Source organism: Metapseudomonas resinovorans (assembly GCF_002003485.1).
In the GTDB taxonomy this organism is placed as follows: Bacteria; Pseudomonadota; Gammaproteobacteria; order Pseudomonadales; family Pseudomonadaceae; genus Metapseudomonas; species Metapseudomonas resinovorans_D.
In genome coordinates this window covers 85,085-109,097 of sequence record NZ_BDMA01000017.1, presented here as the reverse complement: position 1 = coordinate 109,097, position 24,013 = coordinate 85,085, and the positions used below count along the sequence as shown (strand labels likewise).

Here is a 24,013-nt window from a genome sequence, read left to right as displayed (position 1 = left end):
GTCATGCATTGCGAATCACCGATCAAACGCCGCGTCTCGCGGAAAATCTGGGTTGGCTCGGTTCCGGTGGGCGGTGATGCGCCTATCGCCGTACAGAGCATGACCAACACTGATACCTGCGACGTCGCTGCTACCGTGGGGCAGATCCAGCGCCTGGTGGATGCCGGCGTCGATATCGTCCGTATTTCCGTGCCGGACATGGACGCCGCCGAGGCTTTCGGCCGCATCAAGCAACAGGTCCAGGTGCCGCTGGTGGCGGACATTCACTTCGATTACAAGATCGCTCTGCGCGTTGCCGAGCTGGGTGTCGACTGCCTGCGCATCAACCCGGGCAACATCGGTCGCGAAGATCGCGTCAGGGCGGTGGTCGATGCCGCACGCGACAAGGGCATCCCGATCCGCATCGGCGTCAACGCCGGTTCGCTGGAGAAGGACCTGCAGAAGAAGTACGGCGAGCCCACCCCGCAGGCTCTGGTGGAGTCTGCGCTGCGCCATGTGGAGCATCTCGACAAGCTGGACTTCCAGGACTTCAAGGTCAGCGTGAAGGCATCCGACGTGTTCATGGCCGTCGAAGCCTATCGCCTGCTGGCCAAGCAGATCGTGCAGCCCCTGCACCTGGGCATCACCGAAGCCGGTGGCCTGCGTTCCGGTACCGTGAAATCCGCAGTGGGCCTGGGCATGCTGCTTGCCGAGGGTATCGGCGACACCATCCGCATCTCCCTGGCGGCGGATCCGGTGGAAGAGGTCAAGGTCGGCTTCGACATCCTCAAGTCCCTGCACCTGCGTTCCCGTGGCATCAACTTCATCGCCTGCCCGAGCTGCTCGCGGCAGAACTTCGATGTGGTCAAGACCATGAACGAGCTGGAAGGCCGTCTCGAAGACCTTCTGGTGCCGTTGGACGTGGCCGTCATCGGTTGTGTGGTCAACGGTCCGGGCGAAGCCAAGGAGGCCCATATCGGCCTCACCGGCGGCACCCCGAACAATCTGGTCTACATCGACGGCAAGCCGGCGCAGAAGCTGAACAACGACAACCTGGTGGACGAGCTGGAACGGCTCATCCGCGAGAAGGCGGCTGCAAAGGCCGAAGCTGACGCGGCGCTGATCGCCCGTAGCTGAAACAAGGAATCGACGTGAGCAAGACCCTGCAAGCCATTCGTGGCATGAACGACATCCTGCCGGAGCAGACGCCCGCCTGGCGTTATCTGGAAAACACCGTAGCGGACCTGCTGGACTCCTACGGTTACAAGGAAATCCGTCTGCCGATCCTCGAGTTCACCGAGCTGTTCGCGCGCGGCATCGGCGAAGGCACCGATGTGGTCGACAAGGAGATGTACACCTTCCTCGATCGCAACGAAGAGTCGCTGACCATGCGTCCGGAAGGCACCGCGGGCTGCGTGCGCGCCGTGCTCGAGCATGGCCTCACTGGTGGCGGTCAGGTGCAGAAGCTGTGGTACGCCGGCCCCATGTTCCGTTACGAGAAGCCGCAGAAAGGCCGCTATCGCCAGTTCCACCAGATGGGTGTGGAAGTCTTCAACCTGCCCGGCCCGGACATCGACGCCGAGCTGATCGTGCTCACCTGGCGCCTGTGGAAGAAGCTCGGCCTGTCTGACGCCGTGACCCTGCAGCTGAACAGCCTGGGTTCCAGCGAGGCCCGTGCTCGCTACCGCGATGCCCTGGTGGCTTACCTGCAGGAACGTTACGACCTGCTGGATGAAGACAGCCAGCGCCGTCTGACCACCAATCCCCTGCGTATTCTCGATAGCAAGGACGGTGGGACCCAGGCCCTGCTGGTGGATGCGCCGACCCTGCACGACTACCTCGACGAAGAGTCTCTGGTCCATTTCGAAGCCCTCAAGGCGCGACTGGATTCCGTGGGCATTCGCTATGAAATCAATCAGAAGTTGGTACGCGGTCTGGACTACTACAGCCGCACCGTCTTCGAGTGGGTGACCGACAAGCTGGGCTCCCAGGGCACCGTCTGTGCCGGCGGCCGTTACGACGGCCTGGTCTCCCAGTTCGGCGGCAAGCCGACCCCGGGCGTGGGTTATGCCATGGGCGTCGAGCGTCTCGTGCTGCTGCTGGAAACCCTCGGCCTGGTGCCGGACGAGCTGAACAGCCCGGCCGACGTTTATATCTGCGCCTTCGGCGAAACCGCCGAGTTGGCTGCACTTGGTCTTTCCGAGCAGCTGCGCGACGCCGTTCCGGGCCTGCGCCTGCTGGTCAACGCCGGTGCCGGCAGCTTCAAGAGCCAGTTCAAGAAAGCCGACAAGAGCGGTGCTCGCTACGCGTTGATCCTGGGGGACGACGAACTGGCCAAGCGCGTGGTAGGTTGCAAGCCGCTTCGCGACGACAGCGAACAACAAAGCATTGCCTGGGATGCTCTGGCCGAGCATCTCGCAGCCTGCCTGAAGCAGGCTTGAGCAAACAAAGATCAGGAGTACGGGGTTAAGCATGCAGACTGAAGAAGAACAGATTGCGCAATTCAGGGATTGGTGGCAGCGCAACGGCAAACCCATGCTCACTGGCGGCGCATTGGCGCTGGCGGTGGTCTTTGGTTGGCAGGCCTGGCAGAAGTACGAATCCAATCAGGCCCAGGGTGCCTCTATCGTTTACCAGCAACTGCTGGAAACCGCTCTGAATCCGAGCGGCACCCCCGATTCGGCGAAGGTCGCCGAGCTCGCCGGCAAACTGAAGAGCGACTTCGGCGGTACCCACTACGCCCAGTACGGCAGCCTGTTCGTGGCCAAGGTCGCGGTCGAGGCCGGCAAGCTGGATGACGCCGCCGCCGAACTCAAGTCCGTGCTCGACAAGCCTGCCGACGCAACCCTGGGCGAACTGGCGCGCCAGCGTCTGGCCCGTGTTCTGGCTGCCCAGAACAAGGCCGATGAAGCCCTCAAACTGCTGGATGGCGATGCCGACAAGGCCTTCGCTGCCAGCCGCGAAGAACTCAAGGGCGACCTGCTGGTTCAGCTGGGTCGCACCGACGATGCGCATGCCGCCTACCTGAAAGCCAAGGCCGCACTGCCTGAAGACGCCGCCGTGGGTGGCCTGCAGATGAAGCTCGACGACCTGGCAAAAGGGGACGCGTGACGTGATGCGTTGGAAGAATGCCGCAGTGCTGGCCCTCGCCGTTCTGGCCGTGGGCTGCAGCAGCAACAGCAAGAAGGAACTGCCGCCGGCCGAACTGCCCGACATCACTGAAGAAGTGACGCTGGACAAGGGCTGGAGCCGTTCGATCGGCGATGGCCAGGGCGAGACCTACAACCTGTTGGTGCCCGCCGTCGATGGCGACAGCATCTACGCCTCCGATGTGAACGGCGAGGTCATGGCGCTCAATCGCTTCAATGGCGACGTGATCTGGAAACAGGATCTCGAGCTGCCGGTTTCCGGCGCCGTTGGCGTTGGTTACGGCCTGGTGATGGTCGGCACCCTGAAGGGCGAAATCGTTGCCCTGGACGCCACCAACGGTGAAGAAAAGTGGCGTGCGCGCGTCAACGGCGAAGTGCTGGCTCCGGCGGCCAACAACGGTGACGTGGTGGTCGTGCAGACCCAGAACGACACCCTGTTCGGTTTCGACGCCGCCACCGGCAACCAGCTCTGGATCTACGAGAACACCCCGGCCGTGCTGACCCTGCGTGGTACCGGCGCGCCCATCGTGACCAACAACCTGGCCGTGGCCGGCCTTTCCACCGGCAAGGTGCTCGCGCTGGATATCAAGCGCGGCATTCCGGTCTGGGAACAGCGCGTGGCCGTGCCCCAGGGCCGCTCCGAGCTGGATCGCGTCGTGGACATCGACGGCGGCCTGCTGCTCTCCGGCGGTACCCTCTACATGGCCACCTACCAGGGTCGCGTTGCGGCGCTGGACCTGGAAAGCGGCCGTGTGCTCTGGCAGCGTGAGGCGTCCAGCTACGCCGGTGTCGCCCAGGGCTTCGGTAACGTCTACGTGAGCCTGGCCAATGGCACCGTGGAAGGCGTGGATGAGCGTTCCGCCTCCGCCCTCTGGAGCAATGATTCCCTGGCCCGTCGCCAGCTGTCCGCGCCGGAAGTGTTTTCCAGCTATGTGGCGGTCGGTGACTTCGAAGGCTACCTGCACCTGCTGAGCCAGGTGGATGGTCACTTCGTCGGCCGCACGAAGATCGACGGCGACGGCCTGCGTGCCCGTCCGCTGGTGGTCGGCGAGTGGATGTATGCCTACGGCAACGGCGGAAAGCTGGTCGGCCTGACCATCCGCTAAGCTGAAGCTTGATACCCGGCCGCTGCCGTCGAACGGCAGCGGCCTTTGTGTTTTATGAAATAACGAATGGAGAGCCTCATGGTTCCCGTAATCGCCCTGGTGGGTCGGCCAAACGTCGGCAAGTCCACCCTGTTCAACCGCCTGACCAAGACCCGTAACGCGATCGTCGCGGAATACGCAGGTCTCACCCGTGACCGCCAGTACGGCGAGGCGAAGTGGCAGGGTCGCACCTATATCGTCATCGACACCGGGGGTATCTCCGGCGACGAGGAAGGCATCGACGCAAAAATGGCCGAGCAGTCGCTGCAGGCCATCGAGGAAGCCGATGCCGTGCTCTTCATGGTCGACTCCCGCGCCGGCATGACCGCCGCCGACCAGATGATTGCCGAGCACCTGCGCAAGCGGAACAAGCGCAGCTTCCTGGTGGCGAACAAGGTCGATACCGTCGATCCGGATATCGCCCGTGCCGAGTTCAGCCCCCTGGGCCTGGGTGACGCGCTGCCGATTGCCGCTGCCCATGGCCGTGGCATCAGCCAGATGCTGCAAGAAGCGCTGGGCGTGTTCCCCCGTGACGACCAGGCCGATGAAGAGGAAGCCGCCGAGGCCGAAGTGGTCGCGGAAGGCGAGGAAGCCAAGCGCATCCCGGGCCCGAGCGAGAAGGATGGCATCAAGATCGCCATCATCGGTCGCCCCAACGTCGGCAAGTCCACCCTGGTCAACCGCATGCTCGGCGAAGAGCGGGTGATCGTGTACGACCAGGCCGGGACCACCCGCGACAGTATCTACATTCCCTTCGAGCGCAACGAAGAGAAGTACACCCTCATCGACACCGCGGGCGTACGCCGTCGGGGCAAGATCTTCGAGGCTGTGGAAAAGTTCTCGGTGGTGAAAACCCTGCAGGCCATCCAGGACGCCAACGTGGTGGTCTTCGTGATGGATGCCCGAGAAGGCGTGGTCGAGCACGACCTCAACCTGCTGGGCTTCGTGCTGGAAACCGGCCGCGCGCTGGTCATCGCCCTGAACAAGTGGGACGGCATGGAGCCGAGCGAGCGCGACTACGTGAAGACCGAGCTGGAGCGCCGGCTGTTCTTCGTCGATTTCGCCGACATCCACTTCATTTCCGCGCTGCACGGCACTGGCGTCGGGCACCTGTACAAGTCCGTGCAGGACTCGTTCCGCTCGGCCATCACTCGTTGGCCGACCAGCCGCCTGACCCAGATCCTCGAGGACGCGGTGCAGGAGCACCAGCCCCCGCTGGTCAACGGTCGCCGCATCAAGCTGCGTTACGCGCACCTCGGTGGTGCCAACCCGCCGCTGATCGTGATCCACGGCAACCAGGTGGAGTCGGTGCCGAAGTCCTACTCGCGCTACTTGGAAAACACCTACCGGCGTGTGCTCAAGCTGGTCGGTACGCCGATCCGTATCGAGTACAAGGGCGGCGAGAACCCCTTCGAGGGCAAGAAGAACACCTTGACCGAGCGTCAGGTGAACAAGAAGCGCCGCCTCATGTCGCACCACAAGAAGGCCGAGAAGAAGCGCCGAGACAAGAAGCGCTGATTCGCCGGAACGAAAAAGGGCGCCTTCGGGCGTCCTTTTTCTTTCCAGGGACTTACTTTGGGTGGAATTCGTCTTTCGTAGGAGCGAGCTCTGCTCGCGAATCGGGCAGGCACACTGCTTCGCGAGCAGAGCTCGCTCCTACCGGCGCTTCCTGTGGTCGTGGAATGGCTCAGGCCTTAAGCTATGACCCACACTTCCCAGTCGCCAGCAGCCTGAAGAAATGATCGCCAGCAAGTTGCCCAACGTCGGCACCACCATCTTCACCCGCATGTCCCAGCTCGCCGCTGAAGTCGGCGCCATCAACCTGTCCCAGGGCTTCCCGGATTTCCCCGCGCCTGCTGCCCTGTGCGACGCGGTCGGCCGGCACATCGCCAGCGGACATAACCAGTACGCGCCCATGACCGGCCTGCCGGCCCTGCGCGAGCAGGTGGCCGCCAAGGTCGCCACCTTCTATGGTCGCCAGGTCAGCGCCGACAGCGAGGTGACCGTCACCCCCGGCGCTACTGAAGCGATCTTCTGCGCCATCCAGGCGGTGGTCCGCGCAGGCGACGAAGTGATCGTCCTCGACCCCTGCTACGACAGCTATGAGCCGTCGGTGGAACTCGCTGGCGGCCGCTGCGTGCACGTGCCCCTGGCACTGCCGGGCTTTTCCATCGACTGGCAGCGTATGCGCGATGCGCTCAGCCCGCGCACCCGCATGATCATCCTCAACAGCCCGCACAACCCCAGTGGTGCGCTGATCTCCCGCGCTGAACTGGACCAGTTGGCCGAGCTGATTCGCGACCGCGATATCTACCTGGTATCGGACGAGGTCTATGAGCACCTGGTGTTCGACGGCGTTGGTCACGTCAGCGTGCTCGCCCATGACGAGCTCTACACCCGCTCCTTCGTGGTCAGCTCGTTCGGCAAGACCTATCACGTCACCGGTTGGAAGACGGGCTACGTGGTGGCACCGCCTGCGCTGTCTGCCGAGTTGCGCAAGGTCCACCAGTACGTGAACTTCTGCGGCGTCACTCCTTTGCAATGGGCATTGGCCGATTTCATGGCTGCGCACCCGGAGCACCTGGCTGAGCTTCCGGCCTTCTATCAAGCCAAGCGCGACCTGTTCTGCGACCTGCTGGCCGGTTCGCGCTTCCGTTTCACCCGCGCCGCCGGCACCTACTTCCAGCTGGTGGACTACAGCGCCATTCGCAACGACCTGGACGACGTGGCCATGTCCGAATGGCTGACCCGCGAGCACGGCGTCGCCGCCATTCCGGTTTCGGTGTTCTACCAGCAAGCGCCGAAAGACCTGCGCCTGGTACGGTTCTGCTTCGCCAAACGTGAGGAGACGCTGCGCCAGGCGGCGGAAAAGCTATGCGCGATCTGACCTCCCTGCCTGACCTCAAGCTGGCCCTGGTGCAGACCACCCTGGCCTGGCACGACCGCGCCGCCAACCTGGCGCACTTCGAAACCCTGCTCGAGCAAGCGAAAGGGGCGGACCTGATCGTCCTGCCGGAGATGTTCACCACCGGATTTTCCATGGACTCGGCAGCCCTCGCCGAGCCCGAAGAAGGTCCGACGCACGTTTGGCTGCGTGAGCAGGCGCGGCGCCTGGATGCGGTGATTACCGGCAGCGTGATCATCCAGGCCGCCGATGGCAGCCATCGCAACCGCCTGCTCTGGGTGCGTCCGGATGGCGAGATTCTGCATTACGACAAGCGCCACCTGTTCCGCATGGCGGGCGAGCACAAGCACTACACGCCGGGCGAGACCCAGGCGCTGTTCGAGCTCAAGGGCTGGCGGGTGCGTCCGCTGATCTGCTACGACCTGCGCTTCCCGGTGTGGAGTCGCGATCCCAACGATACCGACCTGCTCCTGTACACCGCCAACTGGCCGGCTGCCCGCCGCCATCACTGGAATCGCCTGCTGCCGGCACGGGCCATCGAGAATCTTTGCTACGTGGCTGCGGTGAACCGCGTCGGCACTGACGGCAAGGGCCATGGTTACAGTGGCGACAGCCAGGTGCTGGATTTCCAGGGCGAGCACCTACTGGACGCCGCCGATGCCGATGGCGTGTTCATCGCGAGCCTGTCCGCTTCGCAACTGGCGGCCTACCGCGAACGCTTCCCGGCGATGCGCGACGCAGACGCCTTCGACCTGCACCTTTGAGTCGGGGAAATCCATGAGCGAGCACAAGCCAATACCTGCCGGGGGCAACCTGCTCGTGGCAGGAGAGAAGGTCTACAACACGCCAGTGGAGGTCACCCTGGCGGTGATCGGCGGCAAATGGAAGTCGCTGCTGGTCTACCACCTGATCCCCGAGTCGCGACGCTTCTCCGAACTCAAGCGGCTGGTGCCGGGCATCACCGAAAAGATGCTGACCCAGCAGCTGCGGGAGCTTGAGCGCGACGGTATCGTCTCGCGCACCGTGTATGCCGAGGTGCCGCCAAGGGTGGAATACAGGTTGACCGAACATGGCATCAGCCTGAAACCGGTGCTGGATTCCATGTGCGCCTGGGGCAAATGCCACTGGCAGCAGCAGGGTTAGCCGAACTGGCCCGGATGGCGGTGCGCACGGCGCACCCTACCAGCGAGGCTTCTGCGTAGGGTGCGCTGTGCGCACCGGCATTTTCCCCACAAAAGAAAACCCCGCCGATTGGCGGGGTTTTTTATGGCGCTATCGGCTTCAGGCCGCTTCGGCCTCGGCCTGGCTCAGGGCGCGGTTGAGGGCGCTGAACACGGCACGGAAGCTCGCAGTGGTGATGTTCTCGTCGATGCCGATACCGTGCAGCGCACGGCCGCCGTTAACGCGCAGCTCGATGTAGGCCGCAGCCTTGGCGTTGGTGCCGGCGCCGATGGCGTGCTCGGAGTAGTCCATGATCTCCACCTTCACCGGCAGGCTGGCCACCAGGGCTTCCAGCGGGCCCTTGCCCATGCCGCGCAGGTGCTGGGTCTCGCCATTGACCTGGACTTCGATATCCACGGCGCTGGTGCCATTCTCTTCCTGCAGGCGATGGCCCTTCAGGGTGAATGGGGTAGCGGCCTGCAGGTACTCGGCGTCCAGCAGCTTGTAGATCTGCTCGGCGGTCATTTCCAGGCCCAGGCGATCGGTTTCCTTCTGTACCACCTGGCTGAATTCGATCTGCATGCGGCGCGGCAGGCTGATGCCGTATTCCTGCTCCAGCAGGAAGGTGATGCCGCCCTTGCCGGACTGGCTGTTCACACGGATCACCGCTTCGTAGCTGCGGCCGATGTCGGCCGGGTCGATCGGCAGGTAGGGCACTTCCCAGACGCCGTCTTCCTTCTGCTGGGTGAAGCCCTTGCGGATCGCGTCCTGGTGGGAACCGGAGAATGCGGTATGCACCAGGTCGCCCACATAGGGGTGGCGCGGGTGGACGGGCAGTTGGTTGCATTCTTCGACGACCTTGCGCACGGCATCGATGTCGGAGAAGTCCAGCTGCGGGTGCAGGCCCTGGGTGTACATGTTCAGCGCGAGGGTCACCAGGTCGACGTTGCCGGTGCGCTCGCCGTTTCCGAACAGGCAGCCTTCGACGCGGTCGGCACCGGCCATCAGGCCCAGTTCGGTGGCGGCGACGCCAGTGCCACGGTCGTTGTGGGTATGCAGGCTGATGATGACCGAGTCGCGGCGGCTGACATGACGCCCGAACCATTCGATCTGGTCGGCGTACACGTTAGGGGTTGCGCATTCGACGGTGGCCGGCAGGTTGAGGATGATCTTCTTCGCGGGAGTCGGTTGCCAGACGTCGATTACCGCATCGCAGACTTCCACGGCGAAATCCAGCTCGGTGGAGCTGAAGATTTCCGGCGAGTACTGGAAGGTCCAGTCGGTGCCTGGCTGCTCGGCGGCCAGCTTCTTGATCAGCTTGGCGGCGCTGGTGGCGATCTCGATCACACCGGCCTTGTCCTGGTTGAAGACGATGCGGCGGAAGGATGGCGCGGTGGCGTTGTAGACGTGGACGATGGCCTTCTTCGCGCCCTTCAGCGACTCAAAGGTACGGGTGATCAGGTCTTCACGTGCCTGGGTCAGCACCTGAATGGTCACGTCATCCGGAATGTGCCCGCCTTCGATCAGTTCGCGAACGAAGTTGAAGTCGGTATCCGAGGCAGAGGGGAAAGCCACCTCGATTTCCTTCAGGCCCACCTTCACCAGGGTCTTGAAGAAGCGCATCTTCTTCTGCGCATCCATCGGCTCGATCAGCGACTGGTTGCCGTCACGCAGGTCGGAGCTGCACCAGATCGGCACTTCGGTGATGGTCTTCGACGGCCAGGTGCGGTCCGGCAGATTGATGGCGGGGAAGGCGCGATATTTGCGGGACGGGTCTTTCAGCATGCTCATGGGGCAAATCCTTTTTACTGCGGGCCGTATGGTGGTCGGCCAGGCATTGAAGTCGGCGGGTGCGGCGGAGGTGGGATTCAGCCACGCAGTCGTGGGCTGACCAATCGCAGGCAGGCGTGTTGACGCAGAAGGATGAGGGTGTGTGCGGTTTTCATAGGGGCTAACCCTATTCATCGTGCGTGAATATGGCAAGCATTGTTAAAAAAACGGTGAAAAAGAGCGCAAGAATTTGCAAGGGAGGAATTTATTGCGCGATTGCTGAAGTTTTCTAGAGATGATTGCGCTGCTTTTTTCGGGTGGAGCAGCTCGCCCGCGAAAAGCCCCGTGCCGGGCAATCCGCGGGCAGTGCGCGGTCACTCGGCGTTTGGCAGACGAAGTGTGCGCATGTCCGCGCCGCTGGGGTGCTGGAACACCCGCAGGCCGAACTCGGGAAGAATCGCCAGCAGATGGTCGAAGATGTCGGACTGGATGGACTCGTAACTCGCCCAGGCGGTGGTATTGGTGAAGCAGTAAAGCTCCAGCGGCAGACCGTCGGCGGTGGGGGCCAACTGCCGCACAATCAGGGTCATGTCCTTGCGGATGTCCAGGTTCTCCCGCAGGTAGTGCTCGACGTAGGCGCGGAAGGTGCCGATGTTGGTCAACTGGCGGCTGTTGATAGGCAGGCGAAGGGATTCATCCAACTGGCTGTTCCAGCTGAGCAACTCGCTTTCCTTGGCTTTCAGGTAACCGTCCAGCAGGCGGAAGCGGTGCAGGCGGTCGATGTCATCCGCGCTGAGGAAATGCACGCTGTTCTGGTCCAGGTACAGGCAGCGCTTGATCCGCCGGCCGCCGGATTCCTGCATGCCCCGCCAGTTCTTGAACGAGTCGGTGATGAAGCGCTTGGTGGGGATGGTGGTGATGGTCTTGTCCCAGTTTTGCACTTTCACCGTATGCAGGGCGATGTCGATGACGTCGCCGTCGGCATTGAGCTGCGGCATCTCCACCCAGTCGCCGACACGGATGATGTCGCTGGAGGTGATCTGCACGCTGGCCACCAGGGAAAGCAGGGTGTCCTGGAAGATCAATAGCAACACCGCCGCCATGGCACCCAGGCCGGAGAGCAGGATCAGCGGCGAGCGGTCGATCAGGCTGGCGATCATCAGGATGGTGGCGATGGCGAAGATGGCGATCTTCAGCACCTGCACATAGCCCTTGATGGGCCGCAGGTGGGCGTCCTTGCGGCGCTGGTAGAGGCTGCTGACGATGTTCAGCGCGGCGCTCAGGGCCAGGGCAATGGTGAGGATGATGAAGGCGGTGCAGACGTTGGTGATCACTTCCACCAGCGCGGTGGGCAGGTTCGGTACGATCTTGACGCCGAACGCCAGTACCAGGGCGGGCACCACGTTGGCCAGGCGCTTGATCAGGCCGTGGTCCTGTATATGGGCGCCGGTAATGCGGAACAGGCCGCGCAGGAGAATGCGGCGGACTATCCAGTTGGAAACCCAGGCCAGCAGGATGAGGGCGCTGGTGGAGACGACGGTGTGCAGTTCGTTGTGCTGCCGTAGCCACATCAGCCACTGGGTGGCTTCTTCTTGCATGGGCTGCTCCCTTTATCTATCCGGTGAGCGGGGCGGGCCCCGGGAAGCGCCGGACCATAACAAATAGGCCCCGCTGGTCCAAACCCAGGCTGTAAGCGCGGATGTCCCTCAGGGCTTGTAGGCACCGATGAAGATAGCCGGGTCCACCCGTACGTCATTCAAGCTGACATTCCAGTGCATGTGCGGACCGGTGGCGCGGCCGGTGGCGCCGACGCGGCCGACCACACCGCCGCGGGGCAGTTGCTGGCCGAGTTTCACCTCTACCTTCGACATGTGACAGAACATGCTGATCAGGCCCTGGCCATGGTCGACGAACACCGTCTTGCCATTGAAGAAGTAGTTGCCGATCAGGATCACCTTGCCCGCTGCCGGCGCCTTGATCGGCGTGCCGGCACCCACCGCGAAGTCCAGGCCGGAGTGCGGGTTGCGCTCCTCGCCATTGAAGAAGCGGCGCAGGCCGAAGGGGCTGGAAAGCGGGCCGTTCACCGGCTTGTCGAACAGCAGGTTGCTCGGCGAGCCGGGACTGAAGCGGCGGTAGGCGGTGGTCTGCTCGGCCAGTTCGCGGTCGATGCGCTTGAGGTCTTCCGGCAGCGGGTTCACCTGCCGTGTATTGGCCAGTTTGATGTGCTGTTCACGATAGGTGCGAGGGCCAACGGCGAAAGCCAGCTTGCGTCCGTCGCTGACCTCGAGCAGCTGCTGGCCGGCCTTGGTACCCAGCGGAATGCCGACGATGGCGATCCAGTCGCGGCCGTCTTCCTTCACCACCAGCACGGGTTTGCCCTGGTAACGCGCGGTGGGGGTCTGGGCGCCGTTGCCCAGTTGGACCACCGCCACGCCACCCGGTACCGGCTTGTTCAGCAGGCGCGTGATGAAGCCTTCGGCATGGGCGGGGAGGGCAAGGCAGAAGAGCAGGGCGGCAAGCAGGCGCATTATCAATCCAGCAGGGAGAGGTTCACGGGGGTGAGGTGGTTGTCTTCAACCCGCACGTCCAGCTCGCCTTCACCGAGTCGGGCCTTCAGGCGCTGGCCGGGGCGGGTCTGGCTGGCGGCGCGGACGGCCTGGCCGCGCTCGTCGAGCAGGATGCTGTAGCCGCGCCCGAGTGTGGCCAGGGGGCTGACCACGTGCAGGGTCTGGGCGAGGGCGTCGAGGCGCTGGCGACGGTCCTTGAGGGCATCGCGGGCGGCGCGGGGCAGGCGCTCGGCGAGGCTGTCGAGCTTCTGTCGCAGGAGCGCCAGGCTGCGCCCCGGATGCTGTGCAGCGAGGCGGGTATCCAGGCGCGCCAGTTGCTCGTGGCGAATCTGCTGCCTTCGCTCGAAGGCGCGGCGCAGGCGCATGTCCAGGTCGTCCAGGCGCTGGGCTTGCTGGCGCAAGCGTTCGCCGGGGTGACGCAGGCGTCGGAACAGGCCGTCCAGGCGCAGGCGCTCACGGGTCAGCTGTTCCCGCAGGCGCAGGACGAGGCGGCGGTGCAGGCCATCGAGGCGCTGCTGCAGCTCGCTTGCGTCGGGCGCCAGCAGTTCGGCAGCGGCCGATGGGGTAGGGGCGCGTACATCGGCAACGAAGTCGCTGATGGAAACGTCCGTTTCATGGCCCACGGCGCTGACGATGGGCGTCTGGCAGGCGGCCACGGCGCGCGCCACGGCTTCTTCGTTGAAGCACCAGAGGTCCTCCAGGGAACCGCCGCCCCGGGCGAGTATCAGCGCATCGAAGCCCTGCGTATCGGCTAGCGCCAGGGCGCGAACGATCTGCGCGGTGGCTTCGCGGCCCTGGACGGCCGTGGGGATCAGGGTCAGCTGCACCTGCGGCGCACGACGGCGGAACACGCTGATGATGTCGCGGATCACGGCGCCTGTGGGCGAACTGATGATGCCGATGCGTTGCGGGTGAGCGGGCAGCGGGCGTTTGCGTTCGGTGGCGAACAAGCCTTCGGCGGCGAGCTTCTCCTTCAACGCCTCGAAGGCCAGGCGCAGGGCGCCATCGCCGGCTGGCTCGACCGTATCGGCGATCAGCTGGTAGTCGCCACGCCCTTCGAACAGCGAAACCTTGCCGCGCACGCGCACGGCCAGGCCATCGCGCAGGGCCTGGCGCACGCGCTGGGCGTTCTGTCGGAACAGGGCGCAGCGAACCTGGGCCTGGGCGTCCTTGAGGGTGAAGTAGAGATGGCCGGAAGCGGGACGGGCGAGGTTGGAGATCTCGCCTTCCACCCAGACCTGCGGAAACACGTCCTCCAGTAAATGGCGGGCGCGCTGGTTGAGCTGGCTGACGGTCAGCACCTCGCGATCGAGGCCGAGCCGTTGGAAGGGGTCTTTGAGCATGGGTGGAAATGATAATGGCTTTGTCGCCATGCGCCATAGTTGACGAGTGAGGGATGACGTTTAAGCTGCGCGCCCTTTCCACCCAAGCAGGAGACCCGCGATGGAATCGAGTCAGTTGATCATCGTGCCGCAGATTTCCACTGTGCCCGGCCATCAGGCCCTGGCGGGGCGCATGCTGCGCTGGCTGGCACGGCGCGAGGTAGTCGAGGCACTGCCGAGCACCTGTGGCCTGCGTGGCAATCGCATGGCTTACGCCATCGCCGCTGGCGCGCGCGAGGTGGTGGAGAATCCCGAGCGCTTGCCATTTGGCCAGTCGGTGAACGGCCTCGAACTGGTGGACAAGCGCTGCATCTACACACCTACCCGCAATTTCCTCAACGAAGCGGGTTGTCCGAAGTGCCGCCAGGAAGTGGGAGAGCCGCTGTTCGAGAGCCTGGAGGAGTGGTGGCCGGGGCAGACGGACAATTTCAGTTGCCCCGAATGCGGCTTCGAGGATGACATCAACGGTTTCCTCTTCCTCCAGCCCTGCGGTTTCTCCAACCTGGGATTCATCTTCAACGGCTGGGGCGAAACCCGCTTCACCCCAGCATTTCTCGACGCTTTCAGCGATCGACTGGGGTTCGCCGTGCGCCAGGTGCGAACGGACGGATGACGACCACTGATCGGCTTGGCATGTTTTTTTGCGGGAAACGCTCTACAGCCCATCGGCTGCGTTGAGTGGAGGCCGTGGCCTCGTTATAATGGCGCGCTTCCAATTTTCCCGCCTGGGAGCCCCCGCCATGCTGCGCATCAGCCAAGAAGCCCTGACCTTCGACGACGTTCTCCTGATTCCGGGATATTCCGAGATTCTGCCGAAGGATGTCAGCCTCAAGACCCGCCTGACCCGCGGCATCGAATTGAACATCCCGCTGGTTTCCGCCGCGATGGATACCGTGACCGAAGCGCGTCTGGCCATCGCCATGGCTCAGGAAGGCGGCATCGGCATCATCCACAAGAACATGACCATCGAGCAGCAGGCTTCCGAGGTGCGCAAGGTCAAGCGCCACGAGACCGCAATTGTCCGTGACCCGGTGACCGTAACCCCCTCCACCAAGATCATCGAGCTGCTGCAGATCGCCCGCGAATACGGCTTCTCCGGCTTCCCGGTGGTGGAAGAGGGCGAGCTGGTCGGCATCGTGACCGGCCGCGACCTGCGCTTCAAACCGAATGTCGGTGACACCGTCGCCGCCATCATGACGCCGAAGAACAAGCTGGTTACCGCCCGCGAAGGCACCCCGCTGGAAGAGATGAAGGTCAAGCTCTACGAAAACCGCATCGAGAAGATGCTGGTGGTCGACGAGAACTTCTATCTGCGCGGCCTGGTGACCTTCCGCGATATCGAGAAGGCCAAGACCTATCCGCTGGCTTCCAAGGACGACCTGGGCCGCCTGCGCGTAGGCGCTGCCGTAGGCACCGGCGCTGACACCGGCGAGCGCGTTTCCGCACTGGTTGCCGCGGGTGTCGACGTGGTGGTGGTGGACACCGCCCACGGCCACTCCAAGGGTGTGATCGAGCGCGTGCGCTGGGTCAAGGACACTTACCCGCACGTACAGGTGATCGGCGGCAACATCGCCACCGGCGACGCCGCCAAGGCCCTGGCCGAGGCTGGCGCTGACGCGGTCAAGGTCGGTATCGGCCCGGGCTCCATCTGCACCACCCGTATCGTTGCCGGTGTCGGCGTACCGCAGATTTCCGCCATCGCCAACGTCGCCGCCGCTCTGGCCGGCTCCGGCATTCCGCTGATCGCCGACGGCGGCATCCGCTTCTCCGGTGACCTGTCCAAGGCCATCGTGGCGGGTGCTTCCTGCGTGATGATGGGCTCCATGTTCGCCGGTACCGAAGAGGCACCGGGCGAGGTCGAACTGTTCCAGGGCCGTTCCTACAAGGCCTATCGCGGCATGGGCTCGCTGGGCGCCATGGCGCAGTCCCAGGGCTCCTCTGACCGTTACTTCCAGGACTCCTCGGCAGGCGCCGAGAAGCTGGTTCCGGAAGGCATCGAGGGCCGCGTTCCGTACAAGGGCACCCTGACCGCCATCGTCCACCAGCTGATGGGCGGCCTGCGTGCCTCCATGGGCTACACCGGTTGCTCCACCGTCGAGGAAATGCGTACCAAGCCGCAGTTCGTCCGCATCACCGGCGCCGGCATGGCCGAGTCCCACGTCCACGACGTACAGATCACCAAGGAAGCCCCGAACTACCGCGTTGGTTGAGGCTGACTTAAAGCTAGTGCGTCACGGGGCTGTCTGATTCAGCCCCGTGTCGTTTGTGAATTCCGTAACGAGAGATGGCCATGTCCCAAGACATTCACGCCCACCGGATCCTGATCCTCGACTTCGGTTCCCAGTACACCCAGCTGATCGCCCGTCGTGTGCGCGAGATCGGCGTGTACTGCGAAATCCACCCGTTCGACATGAGCAACGAGGCGATTCGCGCCTTCGCGCCGCGCGGCGTCATCCTCGCCGGCGGCCCCGAATCGGTGCACGAAGCCAACAGCCCGCGTGCGCCGCAGGCCGTGTTCGACCTGAACGTGCCGCTGTTCGGCATCTGCTACGGCATGCAGACCATGGCCGAGCAACTGGGTGGCAAGGTGCAGGGTTCCGACCTGCGCGAATTCGGTTACGCCCGTGTCGACGTGGTCGGCAAGGCCCGCCTGCTGGACGGCATCGAAGACCATATCGATGACGACGGCGTACTCGGTCTCGACGTCTGGATGAGCCACGGTGACAAGGTCACCGACATGCCGTCCGGCTTCCACATCCTGGCCAGCACCCCGAGCTGCCCGATCGCCGCCATGGCTGACGATCACCGTGCCTACTACGGCGTGCAGTTCCACCCGGAAGTGACCCACACCAAGCAGGGCGGCCGTATCCTTTCCCGCTTCGTGCTGGATATCTGCGGCTGTGCCGCTCTCTGGACCCCGTCCAACATCGTCGAAGATGCCATCGCCACCGTCCGTGCCCAGGTGGGCTCGTCCAAGGTGCTGCTGGGCCTGTCCGGCGGCGTGGACTCCTCCGTGGTAGCGGCGCTGCTGCACCGCGCCATTGGCGACCAGCTGACCTGCGTCTTCGTCGACAACGGCCTGCTGCGCCTGCACGAGGGTGATCACGTGATGGCCATGTTCGCCGAGAACATGGGTGTACGCGTGGTTCGCGCCAACGCTGAAGAGAAGTTCCTCTCTCGCCTGGCCGGCGTCGCCGACCCGGAAGAGAAGCGCAAGATCATCGGCCGCACCTTCATCGAAGTGTTCGATGAAGAAGCCACCAAGCTGCAGGGCATCAAGTTCCTCGCCCAGGGCACCATCTACCCCGACGTGATCGAGTCGGCCGGCGCCAAGACCGGCAAGGCCCACGTGATCAAGTCCCACCACAACGTCGGTGGCCTGCCGGAAGACATGCAGTTCGAACTGGTCGAGCCGCTGCGCGAGCTGTTCAAGGATGAAGTGCGCAAGATCGGTCTGGAACTGGGCCTGCCCTACAGCATGGTCTACCGCCACCCGTTCCCCGGCCCGGGCCTGGGCGTGCGCATCCTCGGCGAAGTGAAGAAGGAATACGCCGACCTGCTGCGTCGTGCCGACCACATCTTCATCGAAGAGCTGCACAAGGCGGACTGGTACCAGAAGACCAGCCAGGCCTTCGTGGTGTTCCAGCCGGTGAAATCCGTTGGCGTGGTCGGCGATGGCCGTCGCTACGCTTGGGTCGTGGCCCTGCGCGCAGTGGAAACCATCGACTTCATGACCGCTCGCTGGGCGCACCTGCCCTATGAGCTGCTGGAGACCGTCTCCAACCGCATCATCAACGAGATCGAAGGCATCTCCCGCGTCACCTACGACGTGTCGAGCAAACCGCCGGCGACCATCGAGTGGGAATGACGCGAGTGCGCAAGCGCTAGCGAAACGGAACCGGCCAGGCCTCAAAGCCTGGCCGGTTTTGTTTTGGGGCGGCCTCTGGGGGGGAAGGGCTGGACGTAGGGTGCGCTGCGCGCACCGCTTTTCCTGCACGCAATTCCTGGTGCGCATGGCGCACCCTACGGGTCAGATTCAGTTGTCAGACGTTGGCGTGGGTATCGACCACCAGCGTCAGTCGCGCAATGAATCCGTCGCCATCTTCCACCAGCTCCGCGACCGACTGTTCGCCGTCCTGGCGGCGGAAGACATAGTCCTGCTCCAGCGATGTCCACTCCTGGTCGGGGTGGGAGTAGGGCGGTTTCGCCATCGCCGGGCGGATGACCGATTCGGGGAAGTACAGCTGCCCGGTGTGGATATCCCGCTCGCTCAGATGCACCTTCAGGTGCACATGGTTGGTTCTGCCGGGGTAGTAGCCAGGGAGGATGCTGTGAAACTCCGCGCGACCGTCGTCGTCGGTGATCTGTACGCCACGCAGAAAGCGGCTCGCCGCGTCGCTCCCCACGCCCGAATAGGCGCCGTGCGCATCGCAGTGCCAGATCTCCAGGGCGGCATCGCCCAATGGGCGACAGCTGTCGAGCTGCAGCACCTCGAACTGCAGTCGCAAAGCTGTGCCTGGTTTGCCGTCCGTGATGTCCTGGCGCAATAGCGCATCTTCCAGGTAGAAGGGGCCGGCGGTCTGCGCCGGGCTGAGGCGGCAGGTCCTGGTGGTATCGGCCTGGCCGAAACGCGGCCAGTTCAATAGCACCAGACCGCCGAGACCGAGTTGCATCACTTGGCGGCGGGTGGGATGCACGGAGACGTTCCTCTGTAGAGAGTCGGACCTCACATTCAGCCTAGACCTGGCGCGGACCGGCTGCTGCGCCCATCGGTCGCGGCCGATGCAGATGCTTTTACTTATCTTTCACAGCCCCTGGGTGTATCTTGTGCGCCCCAAAGCCGGCCCGACAGAGGCTGGTTCGATTAGCCGATGGGACAGCCCCGTTCTTCCCCAGAGGAGCCTGACCCCCATGACCTTCACTCGCAGACAGATTCTCGGCGGCCTTGCCGGCCTCGGCATTGTCGGTCTTGGTGCCGGTGGCGCTCGCTATTGGCTGGGCCGCACCCTGGATGCCAAGACCCACGACTACGAGCTGATCGCCGCGCAGCTGGATCTCGAGCTGGTTCCAGGCCACACCACGCCTGCCTGGGCCTATGGTGGTCAGGCGCCGGGTGTCGAGCTGCGCTCGCGCCAGGGGGACTGGCTGCGGGTGCGCTTCATCAACAAGCTCGACGAACCCACCACCATCCATTGGCACGGCATCCGTGTGCCCCTGGAAATGGATGGTGTTCCCTACGTTTCGCAGTTGCCGGTGCTGCCCGGCGAATACTTCGACTACCGTTTCAAGACCGACGATGCGGGCAGTTTCTGGTACCACCCGCACCTGTCCAGCGCCCATCAGCTGGGGCGCGGCCTGGTCGGTCCACTGATCGTCGAAGAGCGTGAGCCTTCCGGCTTCAAGCACGAGAAAGTGCTCAGCCTGAAGACCTGGCACGTGGATCAGGAAGGCGCCTTCACTGCCTTCAGCGTCCCCCGCGAGGCCGCCCGTGAAGGCACCCGTGGCCGCCTGAGCACCATCAACGGCAAGTCGCTGCCGACCATTGAACTGCCCGCGGGGCAAGTGGTGCGCCTGCGCATCCTGAACCTGGACAACACCGTCACCTACCGGCTCAACCTGCCGGGTGGCGAAGCGCGCATCTATTCCCTCGATGGTCACCCGGTGAAACCGCGCGACCTCGGTAAGGAGTACTGGCTGGGACCGGGCATGCGCATCGAACTGGCGATCAAGGTGCCGGCCGAAGGCACCGAGGTGCCACTGCGCAATGGTCCATTGCGCCTGGCGACGCTGAAGAGCGTGGCCAGCAGCGAGGCGCCCGGTGACTGGCCGGCGCCGCTGCCGGACAACCCGGTACCCGAGCCCGACCTGGAGAAGGCCCAGGTGCTGCGTTTCAACTTCGAGTGGGCCGCGACCCTGGCCAGCGCCGCCGGACGTCCGAGCAACTACTGGCAGATCAACGGCAAGGCCTGGGACATCAACGACAAGACCTGCGCGGACCGCCCCATTGCCCGGTTGAAGAAGGATGGCCACTACATCTTCGAGCTGCGCAATATGGCCCAGTACCTGCACCCCATCCACCTGCACGGCATGGCGTTCAAGGTGCTGGACTCGGACCGCAAGTCGATCATTCCGTACTTCACCGACACCTACCTGCTGGGCAAGAACGAGACCGCGCGCATCGCGCTGGTGGCGGAGAACCCGGGTGTCTGGATGTTCCACTGCCACGTCATCGACCATATGGAAACCGGTCTGATGGCCGCCATCGAGGTTGTCTGAACCCGCCATGCGCCAGCCCCAGATCATCGACCGCAGCCGCGACGAACATTTCATGCGTGAAGCCCTCTCCCTGGCCCAGCAGGGCGCGGCCTTGGGGGAAGTGCCGGTAGGCGCGGTACTGGTCAAGGATGGCGAGATCGTCGGGCGCGGTTTCAATTGCCCGATCTCCGGCCACGACCCCAGTGCCCATGCCGAGATGGTGGCGGTGCGCGACGCCGCCAGCCGCCTGGAGAACTATCGCCTGGTGGGAAGCACCCTCTACGTCACGCTCGAGCCCTGCAGCATGTGCGCCGGGCTCATCGTCCATTCGCGGATTACCCGCGTCGTCTACGGTGCCACCGAGCCCAAGGCGGGCGTGGTGGTCAGCCGTGGCCAGTTCTTCAACCAGGAATTCCTCAATCACCGGGTGCTGGTGGAGGGCGGAGTGTTGGCGCAGGCGTGCAGCGAGATGCTTTCCGCCTTCTTCCAGGCCCGTCGAGCCGCGCGCAAGGACGTCTGACTCGGACGCTTCCGACAGGCTATTCGACCAAGGTCGGGCCAATTGCCGCTAGACCCTGAATTCTCCTGTGCTAAGGTGCGCGGCCGTCCAAAATGGGCGGCCCAGAGCGTCTCGTTCACGAGTCGCTGGGGAAGGCTCCGATAGGGGCCACCGCCAGGAGGCGCCCGCAATCCCGTTGTCCCGCAGTGCCCGTTTCACCGTTTGACGGAAAGGCCATGGCAGCTTCAGGTCAGGGTCCTCCTGAAAACATGAATGTGTTGTTGAGGGTGCTGTTATGAGTGAAACCAGGGTCCAGTCGTACCAGGATCAGGTTGGGGCGGAGCCAGTCGATGCGTCGGGACTGGCAGTCCATCGGCTGAGCTTCCTTGAAGCCGTCGCCATGATCGTAGGCACCAACATCGGGGCTGGCGTGCTCTCCATGGCCTATGCCAGCCGCAAGGCCGGCTTCATGCCCTTGTTGCTGTGGCTCGCGGTGGCGGGCGTGTTCACCACCATTTCCATGCTTTATGTGTCGGAAACCGCGCTGCGGACCCGTACCCACAACCAGCTGAGTGGACTCGCACAGCGCTACGTGGGTTCGTTCGGTGCCTGGGCCATTTTTCTTTCGGTTGCGGTCAACAGCATCGGTGCGCTGATCGCCTATATGAGCGGCAGCGGCAAGATCCTCAGCGCCTTCTTCGGTATCAGTCCGGCGCTGGGCAGCCTGCTGTTCTTCCTGCCGGCGGCGCTGGTGCTCTATCTCGGCCTGGGCGCGATCGGCAAGGGTGAAAAGTTCATCAGCATCGGCATGGTCAGCATGATCGTGGTGCTGGTGGTCGCCACCTTGGTCAACGAGAACACCGACGTTGCCCGCCTGCTGGAAGGTGACTGGATCTACATGGTGCCGGTGTTCAACATCGCGGTGTTCTGCTTCTCCGCGCAGTACATCGTCCCGGAGATGGCCCGTGGATTCAGCCATGCACCGTCGCAACTGCCCAAGGCGGTGATCACCGGCATGCTGGTGACCTTCTGCCTGCTGGCGATCGTGCCCATGTCAGTGATTTCCCTGAACGGGCTGGAAAACCAGACTGAAGTCGCCACGCTGGCGTGGGGCCAGGCGCTGGGACAGTGGGCGTTCTACACCGCCAACACGTTCGCCCTCTGCGCCATGCTGACCTCCTACTGGGGGTTGGGTGGCAGCTTTCTGACCAACATCTTCGACAAGTTTCACAAGCTCGGTCCGGAAAATCAGCCGAAGACCCGTCTTCTGGTGCTCGGAATCGTGTGCGTACCACCTTTCCTGCTGGCCTACAGCGGCATGGTGGGCTTCGTTAACGCGCTGTACTTCGCCGGTGCCTTCAGTGGCGTGATCCTGTCCATCATGCCGATCCTCATGCTGCGATCTGCTCGTCGCCACGGGGATCTGCAACCGGCCTGGCAGTGTGGCTGGATCGCCCATCCGCTGATCCAGGTGTTCATTGTGATGATCTACCTGGCCAGCGCCGCTTATGCCATCTGTAGCGCGCTCAACCTGCTGCCATCCGGCTGGTGATTGCCAGACATGAAAAAGCCCGCTTCAATGCGGGCTTTTTCATGTCTGGAACAACAGCTCAGAGCTTTTCGTCCTGCTGGTCTTCCGGTGGGCGGGTCTTGTTGATACCGGGCAGGTGGCTGGCGTTTTCGGCCAACTGGCTGCCTTCCATCTGCGGCTGGGTCACCCAGGTGAGGATGTCGTAGTAGCGGCGGATGTTTTGCACGAAGTGCACCGTCTCGCCGCCACGGGCATAACCATAGCGGGTCTTGCGGTACCACTGCTTCTGCGACAGGCGCGGCAGCATCTTCTTCACGTCCAGCCACTTGTTCGGGTTCAGGCCCTCGGCTTCGGCCAGCTTGCGGGCGTCACCCAGGTGGGCGATGCCGATGTTGTAGGCGGCCAGGGCGAACCAGGTACGGTCCGGCTCCTTGAGGTCGTCGGAGAGACCGTCCTTGATCATGGTGAAGTACTTGCCGCCGCCATGGATGCTCTGCTGGGCGTTCAGGCGGTTGGATACGCCCATGGCCTTGGCGGTGCCCTCAGTCAGCATCATCAGGCCGCGCACACCGGTCTTGGAGGTGGCGGTGGGCTGCCAGAGGGATTCCTGGTAGCCGATGGCCGCCAGCAGGCGCCAGTCCACGTCGTTCTTCTGCGAAGCCACGCGGAAGTGCTGCTCGTACTTGGGCAGGCGCTGCTGCAAGTGCTTGGCGAAGGTGTAGGCGCCAACGTAGCCGAGTACGTCTACATGGCCGTAGTAGCGATCTTTCAGGCGCTGCAGGGTGCCGTCCTTGCGGGCCTTGTCGAGGAAAGCGTTGACCTCGTTGTAGAGGCTGTCGTCCTCGCCCGGCGCCATGGCCCAGGCCAGGCTGGTGGCGTCGCCGAGGTCGAAGGCCACGCGCACGTTGGGGAAGTAGACCTGGTTCATCGCCAGCTCGTTGGAATCCACCAGGGTCAGGTCGATCTGCCCTTCGTCGACCATGCGCAGCAGGTCGACCACTTCGACTTCGTCGGATTCCTCGTACTTCAGCCCCGGCAGGGTGGCTTTCAATGTCGCCAGTTGCTCGGCATGGCTGCTGCCCTTGAGGACCAGGATGCGGCGGCCTACCAGGTCTTCGGGGCGGGTGGGGCGGCGTTCGCCATTGCGGTAGATGACCTGGGGGGTGACATCCAGGTAGGAATGAGAGAAACGCACATCGTCCTTGCGCGCGTCGCTGGCCACCAGGCCCGCGGCGGCCAGCACCGGGCCGTTGGCCTGGCCCAGGCGGAAGTAGAGATCGTCCAGCTTGTCAGCGGTTTCGATCTTGAGTTCGACGCCCAGATCGTCGGCAAAACGCTTGACCAGTTCGTACTCGAAACCGGTTTCGCCGTTGCGATCTTCGAAATAGGTGGCGGGGCTGTTGCGTGTGATCACGCGTAGCACACCCTCCTCCTGAACGCGCTCGAGGGTGGTGGGCTGTTTGCAGCCGACGAGCATCAGGAAGAATCCGGTAGCCAGGGCCCAGAACGCCCGACGTGTGCCGAACACGTGGTGATTTAGCATCCACGGAGTATACGCAAAGCCTGGCGGGCGCCATATCTCGACAGAGGGCATCTTCTCTGCTAGCTGTCAGGCGACGCGAGGCACCTTCAGAGGTGCCGGATAGCGGCACTTTGCGCTAGAATGCACG

General features: G+C 63.7%; 20 protein-coding genes. 14 read left to right on the top strand and 6 right to left on the bottom strand.

Going from position 1 to position 24,013, the window contains the following annotated elements:
* Positions 1 to 3 precede the first annotated feature (3 nt).
* From ispG to MnOB_RS04970, 8 genes are all read left to right on the top strand, one after another.
* On the top strand, positions 4 to 1,116 hold the full coding sequence (gene ispG / locus MnOB_RS05005; RefSeq protein ID WP_077522632.1) for a flavodoxin-dependent (E)-4-hydroxy-3-methylbut-2-enyl-diphosphate synthase: 1,113 nt from the start codon (positions 4 to 6) through the stop codon (positions 1,114 to 1,116).
* A gap of 14 nt (positions 1,117 to 1,130) precedes the next feature.
* Entirely contained in the window at positions 1,131 to 2,420 is a 1,290-nt protein-coding gene (hisS, locus tag MnOB_RS05000) for a histidine--tRNA ligase (RefSeq protein ID WP_077522630.1), read from the top strand.
* A 31-nt stretch (positions 2,421 to 2,451) separates the two neighbouring features.
* Positions 2,452 to 3,090 carry a YfgM family protein gene (locus MnOB_RS04995; RefSeq protein ID WP_077522628.1) on the top strand — a complete coding sequence of 213 codons (639 nt, stop codon included), beginning with the start codon at positions 2,452 to 2,454 and terminating at the stop codon, positions 3,088 to 3,090.
* 1 nt (position 3,091) lies between these two features.
* Positions 3,092 to 4,234, top strand: a complete 1,143-nt coding sequence (gene bamB, locus MnOB_RS04990; protein ID WP_199824475.1) for an outer membrane protein assembly factor BamB — start codon at positions 3,092 to 3,094, stop codon at positions 4,232 to 4,234.
* Between the two features lie 78 nt (positions 4,235 to 4,312).
* Entirely contained in the window at positions 4,313 to 5,791 is a 1,479-nt protein-coding gene (gene der, locus MnOB_RS04985) for a ribosome biogenesis GTPase Der (RefSeq protein WP_077522626.1), read from the top strand.
* A 220-nt stretch (positions 5,792 to 6,011) separates the two neighbouring features.
* Complete coding sequence (locus MnOB_RS04980; protein WP_077522624.1) at positions 6,012 to 7,160, top strand: pyridoxal phosphate-dependent aminotransferase; 1,149 nt, start codon at positions 6,012 to 6,014, stop codon at positions 7,158 to 7,160.
* Complete coding sequence (locus MnOB_RS04975; RefSeq protein WP_077522622.1) at positions 7,148 to 7,942, top strand: amidohydrolase; 795 nt, start codon at positions 7,148 to 7,150, stop codon at positions 7,940 to 7,942. The genes MnOB_RS04980 and MnOB_RS04975 overlap by 13 nt, the downstream gene beginning before the upstream one ends.
* Positions 7,943 to 7,955: 13 nt before the next feature.
* On the top strand, positions 7,956 to 8,321 hold the full coding sequence (locus MnOB_RS04970; protein WP_077522620.1) for a winged helix-turn-helix transcriptional regulator: 366 nt from the start codon (positions 7,956 to 7,958) through the stop codon (positions 8,319 to 8,321).
* 138 nt (positions 8,322 to 8,459) lie between these two features.
* Here MnOB_RS04970 and leuA read toward each other — a convergent pair whose 3' ends face one another.
* The 4 genes from leuA to xseA all read right to left on the bottom strand — a co-directional run bounded on the left by leuA (position 8,460) and on the right by xseA (position 14,019).
* A complete protein-coding gene (leuA, locus tag MnOB_RS04965) occupies positions 8,460 to 10,130 on the bottom strand; it encodes a 2-isopropylmalate synthase (protein WP_077522618.1) in 1,671 nt (556 codons plus the stop codon).
* A gap of 353 nt (positions 10,131 to 10,483) precedes the next feature.
* On the bottom strand, positions 10,484 to 11,707 hold the full coding sequence (locus MnOB_RS04960; protein WP_077522615.1) for a mechanosensitive ion channel family protein: 1,224 nt from the start codon (positions 11,705 to 11,707) through the stop codon (positions 10,484 to 10,486).
* A 108-nt stretch (positions 11,708 to 11,815) separates the two neighbouring features.
* Entirely contained in the window at positions 11,816 to 12,637 is an 822-nt protein-coding gene (locus MnOB_RS04955; RefSeq protein WP_077522613.1) for a peptidoglycan DD-metalloendopeptidase family protein, read from the bottom strand.
* 2 nt (positions 12,638 to 12,639) lie between these two features.
* Entirely contained in the window at positions 12,640 to 14,019 is a 1,380-nt protein-coding gene (gene xseA / locus MnOB_RS04950) for an exodeoxyribonuclease VII large subunit (RefSeq protein ID WP_077522611.1), read from the bottom strand.
* A 100-nt stretch (positions 14,020 to 14,119) separates the two neighbouring features.
* On the opposite strand from xseA, the gene MnOB_RS04945 reads away from it, so the two are divergent.
* The 3 genes from MnOB_RS04945 to guaA all read left to right on the top strand — a co-directional run bounded on the left by MnOB_RS04945 (position 14,120) and on the right by guaA (position 17,926).
* Complete coding sequence (locus MnOB_RS04945) at positions 14,120 to 14,671, top strand: sugar ABC transporter ATPase (RefSeq protein WP_077522609.1); 552 nt, start codon at positions 14,120 to 14,122, stop codon at positions 14,669 to 14,671.
* A gap of 127 nt (positions 14,672 to 14,798) precedes the next feature.
* Positions 14,799 to 16,268 carry an IMP dehydrogenase gene (gene guaB, locus MnOB_RS04940; RefSeq protein WP_077522736.1) on the top strand — a complete coding sequence of 490 codons (1,470 nt, stop codon included), beginning with the start codon at positions 14,799 to 14,801 and terminating at the stop codon, positions 16,266 to 16,268.
* Between the two features lie 80 nt (positions 16,269 to 16,348).
* Positions 16,349 to 17,926, top strand: a complete 1,578-nt coding sequence (gene guaA, locus MnOB_RS04935; protein ID WP_077522607.1) for a glutamine-hydrolyzing GMP synthase — start codon at positions 16,349 to 16,351, stop codon at positions 17,924 to 17,926.
* Between the two features lie 175 nt (positions 17,927 to 18,101).
* On the opposite strand, the gene MnOB_RS04930 is transcribed toward guaA, so the two are convergent.
* On the bottom strand, positions 18,102 to 18,755 hold the full coding sequence (locus tag MnOB_RS04930) for an intradiol ring-cleavage dioxygenase (RefSeq protein ID WP_077522605.1): 654 nt from the start codon (positions 18,753 to 18,755) through the stop codon (positions 18,102 to 18,104).
* A 214-nt stretch (positions 18,756 to 18,969) separates the two neighbouring features.
* Here MnOB_RS04930 and MnOB_RS04925 point away from each other — a divergent pair, with 214 nt between their 5' ends.
* The 3 genes from MnOB_RS04925 (at position 18,970) to MnOB_RS04915 (ending at position 22,364) form a co-directional block, all read left to right on the top strand.
* Complete coding sequence (locus MnOB_RS04925; protein WP_077522603.1) at positions 18,970 to 20,334, top strand: multicopper oxidase family protein; 1,365 nt, start codon at positions 18,970 to 18,972, stop codon at positions 20,332 to 20,334.
* Between the two features lie 7 nt (positions 20,335 to 20,341).
* Entirely contained in the window at positions 20,342 to 20,833 is a 492-nt protein-coding gene (gene tadA / locus MnOB_RS04920; protein ID WP_077522601.1) for a tRNA adenosine(34) deaminase TadA, read from the top strand.
* A gap of 274 nt (positions 20,834 to 21,107) precedes the next feature.
* Entirely contained in the window at positions 21,108 to 22,364 is a 1,257-nt protein-coding gene (locus MnOB_RS04915) for an aromatic amino acid transport family protein (RefSeq protein WP_077522599.1), read from the top strand.
* Positions 22,365 to 22,422: 58 nt separating this feature from the next.
* On the opposite strand, the gene mltF is transcribed toward MnOB_RS04915, so the two are convergent.
* On the bottom strand, positions 22,423 to 23,886 hold the full coding sequence (mltF, locus tag MnOB_RS04910) for a membrane-bound lytic murein transglycosylase MltF (protein ID WP_077522597.1): 1,464 nt from the start codon (positions 23,884 to 23,886) through the stop codon (positions 22,423 to 22,425).
* Between the last annotated feature and the right edge of the window lie 127 nt (positions 23,887 to 24,013).